Genomic DNA, 12856 nt, shown 5'->3' with positions numbered 1-12856 from the left:
AACTAATGTTTGTACGAACGGCAGTTCTATGTTATAATTTTTCCAAACGTTACTAAATGGGGTTGATCCGTAAATGTCTAAGGTATCGAGCCGGCAACAGGCCATTCTTGAGTTTATTCGCAACGAAGTACGCGCTAAGGGATATCCTCCTTCGGTCCGGGAGATCGGTGAAGCCGTCGGATTGGCTTCCAGTTCCACCGTTCACGGCCATTTGGACCGTCTGGAGAAGAAAGGCTTCATCCGCCGCGACCCGACGAAACCGCGCGCCATTGAATTGCTGGGTCAAGAGGAATCGGAGAATTACAATTTGTTTGCGCACAGCGTGACCCGCGTTCCTATTGTTGGGAAGGTCACCGCAGGCGTGCCGATCACAGCGACAGAGAATATTGAAGATTATTTTCCGCTGCCAGAGCACTATGCAGCTGATGGTGACATCTTTATGCTTTCCGTGGTTGGCGACAGCATGATCGAAGCTGGAATACATAACGGGGATTACGTGATTGTCCGCCAACAGCAGACGGCGAACAACGGTGATATCGTTGTGGCCATGACGGAGGATGACGAGGCAACGGTCAAGACGTTCTATAAAGAAAGTGACCATATTCGCCTGCAGCCGGAGAATTCGACGATGGAACCGCTTCGTTTGAAACATGTAACCATCTTGGGCAAGGTCATCGGCTTGTTCCGCGACCTGCACTAATCCGAACTCTTCCTTAATAGAAGGCGAAACGAAGATACGAAATCCGAGCAGGACGAAGCGATGGGGTGACATCGGCTTCGTCCTCGTTTACTTTTAGAGAACTTGATGACTTCCCCCTCCTATTCCCATTCGAGATTCAGGAAGCTCACGGGATGGTAGCCGTTTTTGTCTCGGCGACCGCGTGTGCCCCAGCCTAGCCCCGAACGCTCCGTGATCCACCATTGCTTTAACCGATAGCGCCGACGTTGGTATCTTTTTAATTCGGTTACTGTCATCTACATTAACCTCCTTATTTATACCTATAAGTTGTCCCAATTCAGGATAAATCATGGCATGGTTTCGAAATCCAAAAACTGTTATTCATTCATCATCCGTTTCAATAAAAAAAAGCCAGCACCCTGCTTGAATTGCCGGGTGCTGGCTTGGCTTGTTAACACCGATTAATACAACGTTATATATTGATCGCGTTCCCATTGATGAACTTGGGTCCGGAAGATATCCCATTCGATCTCTTTCAGTTCATAGAAGTGAGTCAGCGCATGATCTCCGAGCGCTTCGCTGATAATTTCGCTGCGGAGCAATTCGCCGAGCGCTTCTTTCAAGTCGGCTGGCAGACTTGGGATGCCTTCTTCCACCCGCTCTTCTTCAGACATCACATAGATGTTGCGGTCAACCGGATCAACCAGCGGCAGCTCTTTCTTAATTCCATCCAGTCCGGCTTTCAACATAACGGCCAGAGCCAAGTATGGGTTAGCAGCCGGGTCCGGGTTACGCACTTCGATCCGGGTGCTGAGACCGCGGGAAGCCGGAATCCGAATCATCGGACTGCGGTTACTCGAGGACCAAGCCACATAACAAGGGGCTTCATACCCAGGCACGAGACGTTTATAAGAGTTAACGGTCGGGTTCGTGATCGCGGCGAATGCGCGGGCATGCTTCAGAATGCCGGCCATATAATGACGTGCTTCTTTGCTCAAGCCCAACTCATCGTTTTCGTCATAAAATGCATTGACATTGCCTTTGAACAGCGATTGGTGACAGTGCATCCCGGAGCCATTCACGCCATACAGCGGCTTCGGCATAAACGTTGCATGCAGTCCATGCTGGCGGGCAATCGTCTTAACGACCAGCTTAAAGGTTTGGATTTGGTCTGCAGCTTTGATCGCATCAGCATATTTGAAGTCGATTTCATGCTGACCTGGTGCCACTTCGTGGTGAGAAGCTTCGATTTCAAAGCCCATTTCCTCCAGGGTCAATACGATTTCGCGGCGGCAGTTCTCGCCCAAATCCGTAGGAGCCAAGTCGAAGTATCCGCCTTGGTCGTTCAACTCGGTTGTAGGGTTGCCTTTATCATCGGTTTTGAACAGGAAGAATTCCGGTTCCGGACCAACGTTCATTGCGGTGTAACCCATTTCCTCAGCTTCCTTGAGCGCACGTTTCAGAATCGCGCGTGGGTCGCCGGCAAACGGAGTTCCGTCAGGCATATATACATCGCAAATCAAACGTGCAACGCGATCCTCGGTCACCCAAGGGAAGATTACCCAAGTGTCCAGATCCGGGTAAAGATACATATCCGATTCCTCGATACGGACATACCCTTCAATGGAAGAACCGTCAAACATCATTTTGTTATCCAGCGCTTTTTCCAATTGGCTGACCGGGATTTCCACATTCTTGATCGTTCCCAGCAAATCCGTGAACTGCAAACGGATAAAACGTACGTTTTCTTCCTTAGCGATACGTAAAATATCCTCTTTGGTGTATTGCGTGTTACTCACCCTAACCTCTCCCAACGTTTAGATTATTTTTTGAAAAACCGAGACAACTCGCCTTGGAGCAAAGAAACTTGTCCCGGTTTGCTCCCTGACACCAGCTGTTGCTTCAACATCCGGTAGATTTGGGAATCCGTCATTTCCTTTCTCTTCTCCTCCGTGTCCTTCGTGATGACTGTCGCATCCTGGGACTCCCGAGACATCGGATTCATGACCTGCTTGATCCCCGCGATATTGACACCTTTATCGATGAGACTCTTGATTTCCAGTAACCGCTCGACGTCATTCAAGGAAAACATCCGCTGATTTCCCGAGGTACGTGCGGGTACAATCAATTCATGCTGCTCGTAATATCTTATTTGTCTTGCCGTTAAATCCGTAAGTTTCATGACGATACCAATAGGAAACAAGGCCATATTTCTGCGAATTTCCTCGCTCATCGCTATCAACCTTCCAGTTAGAATATCATGACCTTATCATATGTTAGTTATCCTAACATGTCAATAGATATGTTAGGATAACTTACAACAAGTTGCGGTCTTTCATCGTCTGAAGTGCGGTGAGTAGGCCAAATTTAACATGAGAATACGTCAAACCGCCTTGCATATACGCAATATATGGCGCACGAATCGGAGCATCGGCAGACAATTCCAGGCTCCCGCCCTGAATAAACGTCCCGGCTGCCATAATCACCGGGTGATCATAGCCTGGCATATCCCAAGGCTCGGGCACGACATGGCCGTCCACTGCGGCTGCCCGCTGAATCCCCTGGACAAACGCAATTAATTGTTCCGGGGCGTCAAAGGCAATCGCCTGGATCAGATCGGTACGCCGATCCTGCCAAGCCGGCCGGCTTCGGAATCCTGCCCGCTCAAACAATGCCGCAGCCAGGATGGAGCCTTTAATGGCTTGTCCTACGATGGTTGGAGCCAAAAATAAGCCTTGATAAATGCCTCGCGTCGTTCCCAGCATCGCCCCTACCTCACCGCCAATGCCCGGTGCAGTCAATCGGTTGGATGCGAGTTTGACCAGGTCCTGCTTTCCGCAAATATATCCTCCAGTTTCCGCCAAGCCGCCACCCGGATTTTTAATCAGCGAGCCAGCAATCAAATCGGCTCCAACCTCCGTTGGTTCTTGTTCCTCGGTAAATTCACCATAGCAGTTATCCACGAAGACAATCAGATCCGGCTTGATCTCTTTCACTCGGTGAACCATCTCACCGATCTGTTCAACGGAAAAAGAATCCCTCCAGTCGTAGCCGCGCGAGCGCTGAATCCCAATGACTTTGGTCTTATCGGTGATCTTGGTCTTCACGGTGTCCCAGTCGACTGTGCCGTCAGCCAGCAATGCAGCTTCGTGATACCGGATGCCAAAATCCTGCAGCGAGCCGCTGCCGTCACCCGGCGTTCCGATCACTTTATGTAGTGTATCATATGGACGTCCCGTAATATAGAGCAGTTCGTCCCCGGGACGCAAGACCCCGAACAACGCTGTGGCAATCGTATGCGTGCCGGAAGCGAAATGCGGCCGTACCAGTGCGGCCTCCGCACCAAATACGTCCGCATACACTAAATCCAACACTTCACGGCCCCGATCATTATAAGCATAACCGGTGGAAGCGGCAAAATGAAAATCGCTGACTTGATGACGTTGAAATGCTTCAATAACCTTCCACTGGTTGTGATCGACGATCCGGTCGACCTCCCGGAACCGGCTTTCCACCTGACGTTCAGCGGCTTCCAGCCAATGTACGATTTCTTCCGAAAATACTGCCATTGTTACGTTATCTCTCCCTTAATCTATTCCATCGTTTGTCGTGATATCCGCAGGGGCTTCTTGTCAGGGCGATTTGCACTCCCCCGTTGACCTTCCGACGCGCACGATGCAGTTGCCGGTGCCTCGTGACCCCCTCCAGCTGACGTTTCAACTCGCCGATCCGCCGGCGGATATGGCGGCGATCCGTTTCCAGCTGGCTTTCCCCCGGCCCCCGTGTGCCGATCCCGAAGCTCCAGCACTTTCCCTTTCCCGATCAACCAGCGGGGATCGGGCTTCTCACGATATTGGACTACCGTAACTGCAACCTCTACCCCGCCCGTTTCGGCCAGCTGCACCAGTTCGGCCAGGGAGTAGTCAGAATTTATTCCACTTTGCTTCGTCTCCGACGTAACCAAGCTGACTAATACGGCCACATCCGTTTGGTGGGTCGTCGTTTCATGCAAATGCACCTTCGACATGATCACTGCTCCTTCGAGGGGATCCAATGCGATAATTCCATTACGTTTTCTTCACATCCAGCTTCAGGTCTTCGGTTCGAATGGTCATCAGCTCCAGCTTGCCCGGGGAACCGCCGCCATATTGATTCAGCAGCCGAACCGCCTGCTGCCGAACAGACCGTTCAATCACGTTGCGGACATATCGGGCATTGCTGAACACCTGATCGCTTTCGCATTTTTCACGCAATAAATGCTGCTTTAGTTTGAGTATCGCCTGCGGCATCAAGATATAATCCCGCTCTTTCGCCATCCCCTCGGCAATTTGAATCAGCTGGTCGATCGTATAATCCGGAAAATCCATCTGAATCGGGAACCGGGACGGCAGCCCCGGGTTGGTGGACAGGAAGAAGTCCATTTCATCCGAGTATCCGGCAAGAATCAGGATAAATTGGTTTTTGTGATCCTCCATCGCTTTGACCAACGTATCGATTGCTTCTTTGCCAAAGTCCTTCTCTCCGCCGCGCGCCAAACTGTACGCCTCATCGATGAACAAAATGCCGCCAAGCGCTTTTTTGACCAAGTCGCGCGTTTTCTGCGCCGTATGGCCGATATATTCGCCAACCAGATCAGCACGCTCAACTTCAATGAGATGCCCTTTACTGAGCACACCCATCCGTTGAAACATTTTAGCGACGATTCGTGCCACCGTGGTTTTTCCAGTACCCGGATTGCCTTTAAACACCATATGGTACACTTGGGCGCTGGATAGCAACCCCGCTTCCGAACGCATCGAGGCGATTTGCAAAAGCGCATATATCTCGTACATTAACTCTTTAATATGATCCAAGCCGACCAGGTGATCCAGTTCCTTTTGGATTTCGGCAAAAATCCCTTGCTGCGGCAAACCTTTGGCCGACACCTGAGGTTCGCTCTCGGCAATGGCCTGCGAGACGACAGGCGGCTCGGTATTGCGGAGAATCACATTGATCTGACGCGACGGTCTCTCATCGGAAGAGCCGTTTCTGGCCATGACACGCCCAGACATAGGTAATCACCTCTTTATAAGGGTAGGGCTGAGAGAAAGTATATATCCCAATCTACGGAACACACATCTAAATGTATTCTCTCTCCCTGTCCGTTATTAGAAGTTTTGTCATGAGATCAGGCCGATGGCTAATCCTAATTGATCGAGCTTCCATTTCGTATACGCCAAAATCTCCCGGAACGTATTGGGAAGCGGCTTCAGCACCTTAGAGGAAGTTAACGACAAGCGGGGTTGCTCGTAATTTAACGCTTGAGCGATTTCATAAGCACGGTTTCCGTGAAACGTGTGGGTCACGATCAATACAGAGGTAAACCCCCGCTCCTTTAAGATCTCTTGGCTAAATTTAAGATTCTCATAGGTACTAGTTGCCTTGTTCTCAAGCAGCATCTTCTCCCGCGGAACTCCATGCTGTTCCAAGTAGTTCGCCATACCTTCCGCTTCGGTATATTGGGAGGTTGCCGTATCCAACCCTCCGGTCAGAAGAAACCATTGAAATTTGCCCGCCTTGTAATCCTTCAGGCTTTGATCCAAACGCTCCCGAAGCCCCGGGCTCGGCTCGTCCCCCCAGAGGGCTGCTCCCAGAACGATGCCCACCTCAGCCGGATCGGATAAATCGGAGTTCGCCGCCGGATTCCGCTCGATGCTGCCGATCTGAGCTAGTACGTACAACATCCATCCGATCCCCAGCGAAATCACGACCAGCCCCCAGCGGAAGATCCGTTTCCTCACGCGCCCTTTACGCTGGTTTGGCCGCATCGGCATCCGTATGATTTCGTTTGGTTTGGCATTACGCATGGTTTATCCCCCCGATTGATTCGGTTCCGAAGTCATAAATCCGCTCTGGTAATGATCTAGAGACAGGCGGAAATAGGGGAAACGCCGTTCCTTAATGTCATGAAGTAATCGCTGGGCCGTTTCCGTTGCCAGATCATAGTCTTTTACCGATATAAGGCCTTTCGATAAAGCTTCGTCCAGTTCGTCTTCATCCAAGAGGAACACTTCACGATTTTTGAGTACGACGATATCCAGGTACAAATCATCAAACCAGGGCACTCCCTGATCGGTCACGCCTTGGGTCTTACAAACATCGATGTACCACTCCACGATCTCACCTTGATCATCAAACATCGCCGTCACAACGAAATGGGCACCTTTGGGATAGTACTGCAGCCAAGTATAGCCCTTGTCAGCGATCCGAAAAGTATGTCCCCCGTAGGTTTTCCATAACGGATCACGCAAGGCGAAAATACTGTATAGCGTGACATATCCCGTAAACTCATCGCTCTCCACATACTTGGATTTGAATTGACGATGAGTCACACGGCGCCAATTCGCACGGTCTCCGAATTTTCGCTTCATAAATAAGATCCCTTTCAACACAATGTAATAACAGCTTACCATATTTGAAAGAGAGTCACAAAAGCCATTTTCCCATGAAAAGAACGCCTGTCAACGTATATCCAAGGTAGACTAATCGTGTTTTGCAGAAGTGTTTCTTGATTTAACAGAAAAAACAACCCCCAGTCACGCCTATGCGAGAGCTGAGGGTTGTTTGGCTTGAACATAAACATGGGATGACTAGCCGTTATCCACCAGCCCCTACGGTTCCATCCGTAGTTCCTGCTGGAATATCCGTGTTGCCGGTTCCGTCCCCGCCATCGGCCGGTGGAACGATCACACCTCCGTCATCATCATCCATAGGCAAATCATCCATTGGGTTTCCGGTGTTGTCTCCCCCGTTGCCTTGGCCGTTACCGTTGTTCCCATTCGGACCACCATTTCCGTTCCCATTGCCATTTCCGCCATTGTGATGGCCATTTCCATTCCCTGGACCATTCCCTGGACCGTTGCCTGGCGGGAACCCTTGATCTCCGCCTCCGCCGTCGGGCAGATTAGGATCAAGAGGAGTACCTGGATCCGGTCCAACAGGCGTTTCGTCGGTTGGCGGCTCCACGCTGTCGATCAGCACTTGAGCATTGTTCGAAGGTTCGCTCTCCACCGCATTTACCGGATCATACGCCGTGACGTAATACACATAGCCGGTACCCGGCGTGACGCTGATATCTTCAGCCTCGGTCGTCACGGAATCCATAATATGAGTGAAGCTGGATTCGGATGCTTCCCGGCGGTAAATACGATATACCGCATCCGCGGTTTCAACGCCGGTCCAGCTGAGGGATACCGCTCCCGTATCCGGATTATAGGAGGCATTTAAACCTGTTGGCGCTGCGATTTCTGGCTCCTCCGGCTCTTCCGGCTGCAGGTTCTTCGGAACCGGGAACGGCTTCACAGGCTCACCCTTCAGCGCTTCCTTCATGACGGCGGCAAACAAGGCCGCGGTCTGGCCGCTGCTTCCGTTCAGCAAATGATCTTTGTCCGGCTTATCGTACCCCATCCAGACAGCCCCGGTCCACTCCGGTGTATAACCGACAAACCAGACATCACGGTTTTTGCTGCTCTTCAGCCCCGGGATCCCGTGTTGCGTTGTCCCTGTCTTACCGGCAACCGGGCGATCCAATTTAGCTCGTTTCCCGGTACCGTCGTTAACGACGTTTTGCAACATCGTGGTCATGTAATAAGCCGTTTGTTCACTGATGACCCGTTTTGGCTTAGGCGCATTGTATTTATATTTCTCCACGCCGTTGTGGTCAACAATCGATTTGATCGAGTATGGCTGATTGTACAGACCGCCATTGGCGAATACGCTGTAGGCACCGGCCATTTCGAGCGTGTTCGTACCGTAGGTTAAACCGCCCAGTGCGATGGCCAAGTTGCGGTCATTTTTGTCCATTTTAATCCCCATCGCCTCGGCATATTTGACCCCGGTGCTTACGCCAATTTCGTTCAGCAACCAGACGGCTGGGATATTCTCGGACTTCGTCAAAGCATCAGTCATGTTGATCGTCTTGGAATATCCATGCAGGTTCGTTGGGCAATAGTCGCCAAAGCACTGCTTCTCATTGCTGATCTGCGAGTTTGGCGTAAATTTGCCGGATTCCAGAGCCGGCGCATACGATACGATCGGCTTAAACGCCGAGCCCGGTTGACGGCGGCTGTCCAGCCGGCTGAACCCTTTACGCTGGTAATCCCGGCCGCCCAGCAATGCGACGAGACTGCCATTTTGGTGGTTCATGATAACCATAGAAGCTTGGACTTGTTGGTCATCCTTGCTCTTCTCAAAATAATCGTCATTGGCGAAGGCTTTCTCCAACGCTTTCTGCGCTTTCGCATCCATCGTCGTGTAGATCTTGTAGCCGCCGCGGTTCAATTCGTCTTCGGTTAACCCATATTTCTCCTCGGCTTCTTCCACGACATAGTCTTTAAAGGCGAGATAGCTTTGATTGGTAGCCGGCGGCTCGTAGTTGTAATCCACCGCCTTCGCTTCATCCCGTTGCTCCGCTGTAATATAACCTTCCTGATACATCAGCTCGAGTACCACGGCACGGCGTTCTTTAGAAAGCTCAGGGTTTTTTAGCGGATTGTATCGAGACGGCCCCTTTGGCATCGCCGCTAGTGTAGCCATTTCCCACAAGTCAAGTTCATTCAAATCGCTTTTGCCGAAATACCGGATCGAGGCGGCCTTGATTCCATAGACCGTCCCCCCGAAGTTGATTCGGTTCAAATATAAGGTCAGGATTTCATCCTTCGTTCTGCGGCGTTCCAAGGCCAAGGCAATCGACATTTCCGTTGCCTTCCGGAAGAAGGTTTTGTCCGAGCTTAGGAAAATGTTCTTGGCTAACTGCTGGGTGATCGTACTGCCGCCTTCAACCAACGAGCGGGCGATGATATCTTTCACAGCCGCCCGGCCGATCGACCATAAATCCACACCCTTATGATCGAAGAAACGGCGGTCTTCCGTTGCCACGAACGCTTGCTTCAACAGCTCCGGAATCTCGTCCGATTCCACGGGTTCACTCTTATCGATGGACAATTCGCCCATCAGTACCCCTTTGCGGTCATACACCTTCGTTGTTTCGTAAACCGTCAGCTTGTCCCCATTTTCCATCAGGATCTTCTCACCGCTGACCGTAATGTACATATAGCCTGCAATTGCGCAGAAGACCGCAAAAGCAATCGTAAAAAATGAAGTCCACAACACGCGTTTGGCCGTCAGCCTTTTCTTTTTATGAGCTTTCGGCGCTTTGTTCTTTTTGTCCGGCTTACCGCTTCGTTGCAGTCTTGATGGCCTTTGGCTAGACATGGTTTGTTCTGACTCCCTTCCTGCCATTTCACTTAAGTCGATGTTCAAAGATCGGCCACATGCGGTTGTTCTCTCTATCCTGTGCGTGAATGGAAATTCCCAACCACGAGCAGTGTTCAGTGGCGTAAGGTGCAGCCCCTTCCACTTTGAACCTATCATATCACCGCTCAAGCGTTCGTTCGATGACGGAATCGATGATATCCGAGTGATTTTTGAACATCACCTGACCGAACAACAATTTCGGCAGACCCTAAGCTTCTGGCTTAAAAGTGCCCGGAAAGAAAAGAACAACCTTGGTTCAGGTTGCTCCATCTTCATCCTATACTCTTAACGTATTGAAGTTCAAAAAGTTTCAGCCTGAGTTAATCCTCGTTTTGCGATTCCTGCATGAGCGATACATTCCGCTGCGGCTGGAACGTCGAGATCGCGTGCTTGTACACCATTTGCTGGCGGCCATCGCTGTCAATGACGATCGTGAAGTTGTCAAATGCTTTAATCGTCCCTCTGATCTGGAAGCCGTTCGTCAAAAATACGGTGACCGGGATGCTCTCTTTCCGTAATTGGTTCAAAAATGTATCCTGGATGTTAATGGTCTTATTCATAGCCGTACCCCCAATAGGAATCAATTAGTGTTTAGAATTATATTCAAGATCAGCGGGAAACTTTCCTGCTATTATAGCATGCGCTGACGCCAAAATCTCGGAAAAATTTTCGCCGTCGCCGACGTCAATCCATTGGATATCCTTCATATGGCGGAACCAGGAAAGCTGTCTCTTGGCAAAGCGGCGCGTATCCCGTTTCAACTTCTCGACCGCAGCATCCAACGGAACGCCGTCCACCAGATGTTCAACAATTTCTTTATACCCCAGACCTTGCATCGAAACGGAATCGCGGCTGTATCCTTTCTGCAGGAGTCCGCGAACTTCATCCACAAGGCCAAGCCGCAGCATCTCGTCAATTCGCCGTTCAATACGGTTATAAAGCATTTGGCGGTCCATTGTCAAACCGATGAGGCAAAGCTCGTAAGGGGATTGCTTCTGCTGTTTCTCCAGCTGGGACGATAAGGTCTCCCCCGTGATATGAAAAATCTCCAACGCCCGAATCACCCGACGCACATCATTCGGATGCAGACGTTCTGCAGATTTGGGATCGACCTCCGCCAATTTGGCGTGCAACGCTTCGACCCCGTGAGTTTCAGCGAACGCTTGCTGCTGAGCACGAAATTCTTCATCTGCCCCCGCTTCCGTAAATTGAAACTCATAACAGACCGATTCAATGTAGAGCCCCGTCCCGCCAACGATAAAGGGCAAATGCCCGCGTTCGGTAATCTCCGGGATCAGCTTGCGGCACCACTCCTGAAATAATGCGACGGAGAACGGTTCGTCGGGATCCAGCACATCGATGAGATGATGCGGAATGCCGCCCATTTCTTCCTTGGTGATTTTAGCGGTGCCGATGTCCATTCCCCGGTAGACCTGCATGGAATCGCCGGAAATAATTTCGCAAGACAGGTCCCGCGCCAGCTCGATGCTAAGCTTCGTTTTGCCGACCGCCGTTGGGCCGAGCAGCACAAGCAGTTTCGGTTTATCGTTTCGGGTCAAGCGAAATCACTCCATAGGCAATTTTGGTGTGGGAGCGGTTGATCGCCTGAAACCCCAGTCGATCAAATTCGCTGCTCCCGCGCTTCTCTTTCAGCACTACCGCTTTTCGAGCAACCCGGCAAGCCTCCTTCACCGCCTCCGGATCAAGTTGATTTGGATTCGCAAACGCTCGCAGCGGTGAAATGGACGACGATTCCGTGATCGGATCGCGAAACATCGGGTCGAAGTAGACGATATCTGCGCTCTTGTCGGGCATCGCCCGAAGCGCGTTCAAGTGGTTCGTATGTATCGGTTCGATCCGCCGCAACGCTTCGTCAAAAGCCGGCAGACCGGAGACGTAGTGCTTCAGCCCCTCGTACAGCAAGGCCCAAAGCGGCAAGGAATCCTCCAAGGCCAGCACTTTACCGTCAGCCCCTGCGGCAATCGAAAAGATCATCGCATCTGCCCCAAGTCCTGCCGTACCATCGATGATGACATCGCCCGGTACCACACCGGCCGCATCCAGCATCGCATCGTTTTCTCCTTTAAACAGCCGTTTGGCCCGGACAAACGCCATGCTGGGGTGAAACGTCATCGTCTCTCGGCCAGTTCGATGCAGACGGGCGCCTTGCTCCAGGACCACCAGAATATCGCTGTCGCCATGGCGTTCGGCCAACCGAGCCAGTGAGGTCCCGCTGCGCGGGATATACGGAACGCGGGCCAGCTGGGCCAGTTCTTGTGCGCGGCGTACGGCAGCGGGTGATTCATGGTCTCCCGTGGTAATTAACATGATGAATTCCTCCGTTTGCGTTGGTTACATGACCCGCTTGAACAGCTTCTCCAAATCGTACGTAGAGAAGGAAACAATGATCGGCCGCCCGTGCGGGCAGGTATATGGCTGTTTGCAGGCAGCCAGTCGGCGAAGCAGCGTGTTTGCCTCTTCCGGCGTCAGCTTCTGGTTCGCCTTGATCGAAGCTTTACACGAGACCATCGTGGATGAAGCTTCACGCAGCTTGGCCAGGTCAATGGCCCGTTCGTTCAGCACCCATTCGGCCATTTCTTCAATAATGCTTGCTTCTTCTCCTTGCGGGAACCAGTACGGATGCGCCACCACGCGGAAGGTACCGCCTCCGAAATGCTCAAGTACAACCCCCACCTGTTCGAACCAGTGCAGCCGCTCCTGCAGCTTCGCGCTGTCCGATGGGGTAAATTCCAACGTAATCGGAATAAGCAGCTCTTGTGAAGCATCGGCCGGCCGCCCAAACTTCTCGTAATAGTACTCGTAATTTACGCGTTCATGGGCGGCATGCTGGTCAATGATATAGAGCCCCTGATCGTTTTGGGC

12 protein-coding genes and 2 pseudogenes are annotated in these 12856 nt (G+C 51.5%); 1 reads left to right on the top strand and 13 read right to left on the bottom strand.

What is annotated here, in order from left to right:
• The first annotated feature begins 73 nt into the window (after positions 1 to 73).
• Positions 74 to 700 carry a transcriptional repressor LexA gene (gene lexA, locus POTG_RS19730; RefSeq protein ID WP_009226602.1) on the top strand — a complete coding sequence of 209 codons (627 nt, stop codon included), beginning with the start codon at positions 74 to 76 and terminating at the stop codon, positions 698 to 700.
• A gap of 119 nt (positions 701 to 819) precedes the next feature.
• Here lexA and POTG_RS24495 read toward each other — a convergent pair whose 3' ends face one another.
• The 13 genes and pseudogenes from POTG_RS24495 to POTG_RS19670 form a co-directional block, all read right to left on the bottom strand.
• A complete protein-coding gene (locus POTG_RS24495; protein ID WP_009226601.1) occupies positions 820 to 975 on the bottom strand; it encodes a hypothetical protein in 156 nt (51 codons plus the stop codon).
• 165 nt (positions 976 to 1140) lie between these two features.
• Complete coding sequence (gene glnA / locus POTG_RS19725; protein WP_009226600.1) at positions 1141 to 2478, bottom strand: type I glutamate--ammonia ligase; 1338 nt, start codon at positions 2476 to 2478, stop codon at positions 1141 to 1143.
• Positions 2479 to 2501: 23 nt separating this feature from the next.
• Complete coding sequence (locus POTG_RS19720; protein ID WP_009226599.1) at positions 2502 to 2912, bottom strand: MerR family transcriptional regulator; 411 nt, start codon at positions 2910 to 2912, stop codon at positions 2502 to 2504.
• Positions 2913 to 2994: 82 nt separating this feature from the next.
• The gene (locus POTG_RS19715) at positions 2995 to 4248 is read right to left on the bottom strand and encodes a methionine gamma-lyase family protein (protein WP_009226598.1); all 1254 of its coding nucleotides are present in this window, start codon (positions 4246 to 4248) and stop codon (positions 2995 to 2997) included.
• 64 nt (positions 4249 to 4312) lie between these two features.
• A pseudogene (locus POTG_RS19710) lies at positions 4313 to 4706 on the bottom strand (GTPase HflX); the annotation flags it as partial.
• A 40-nt stretch (positions 4707 to 4746) separates the two neighbouring features.
• The gene (locus tag POTG_RS19705) at positions 4747 to 5730 is read right to left on the bottom strand and encodes an AAA family ATPase (protein ID WP_009226596.1); all 984 of its coding nucleotides are present in this window, start codon (positions 5728 to 5730) and stop codon (positions 4747 to 4749) included.
• A 108-nt stretch (positions 5731 to 5838) separates the two neighbouring features.
• The gene (locus POTG_RS19700) at positions 5839 to 6525 is read right to left on the bottom strand and encodes a YdcF family protein (protein ID WP_009226595.1); all 687 of its coding nucleotides are present in this window, start codon (positions 6523 to 6525) and stop codon (positions 5839 to 5841) included.
• A gap of 3 nt (positions 6526 to 6528) precedes the next feature.
• Positions 6529 to 7089: a DUF402 domain-containing protein gene (locus POTG_RS19695; RefSeq protein ID WP_036646385.1), complete on the bottom strand. Its 561-nt coding sequence runs from the start codon at positions 7087 to 7089 to the stop codon at positions 6529 to 6531.
• Between the two features lie 226 nt (positions 7090 to 7315).
• Positions 7316 to 9931 (bottom strand): transglycosylase domain-containing protein, encoded by a 2616-nt coding sequence (locus POTG_RS19690; RefSeq protein ID WP_009226593.1) that lies wholly within the window; start codon positions 9929 to 9931, stop codon positions 7316 to 7318.
• A gap of 362 nt (positions 9932 to 10293) precedes the next feature.
• Positions 10294 to 10533, bottom strand: a complete 240-nt coding sequence (hfq, locus tag POTG_RS19685) for an RNA chaperone Hfq (protein WP_016312028.1) — start codon at positions 10531 to 10533, stop codon at positions 10294 to 10296.
• 24 nt (positions 10534 to 10557) lie between these two features.
• The gene (miaA, locus tag POTG_RS19680) at positions 10558 to 11532 is read right to left on the bottom strand and encodes a tRNA (adenosine(37)-N6)-dimethylallyltransferase MiaA (RefSeq protein WP_009226591.1); all 975 of its coding nucleotides are present in this window, start codon (positions 11530 to 11532) and stop codon (positions 10558 to 10560) included.
• Positions 11516 to 12301 (bottom strand): class I SAM-dependent methyltransferase, encoded by a 786-nt coding sequence (locus POTG_RS19675; protein ID WP_009226590.1) that lies wholly within the window; start codon positions 12299 to 12301, stop codon positions 11516 to 11518. Before POTG_RS19675 ends, miaA begins: the two co-directional genes overlap by 17 nt.
• 24 nt (positions 12302 to 12325) lie before the next feature.
• A pseudogene (locus POTG_RS19670) lies at positions 12326 to 12856 on the bottom strand (DNA mismatch repair endonuclease MutL); the annotation flags it as partial.

It is taken from the genome of Paenibacillus sp. oral taxon 786 str. D14 (genome assembly GCF_000159955.1).
In the GTDB taxonomy this organism is placed as follows: Bacteria; Bacillota; Bacilli; order Paenibacillales; family Paenibacillaceae; genus Fontibacillus; species Fontibacillus phoenicis.
This window is presented reverse-complemented; position numbering and strand designations above follow the sequence as displayed.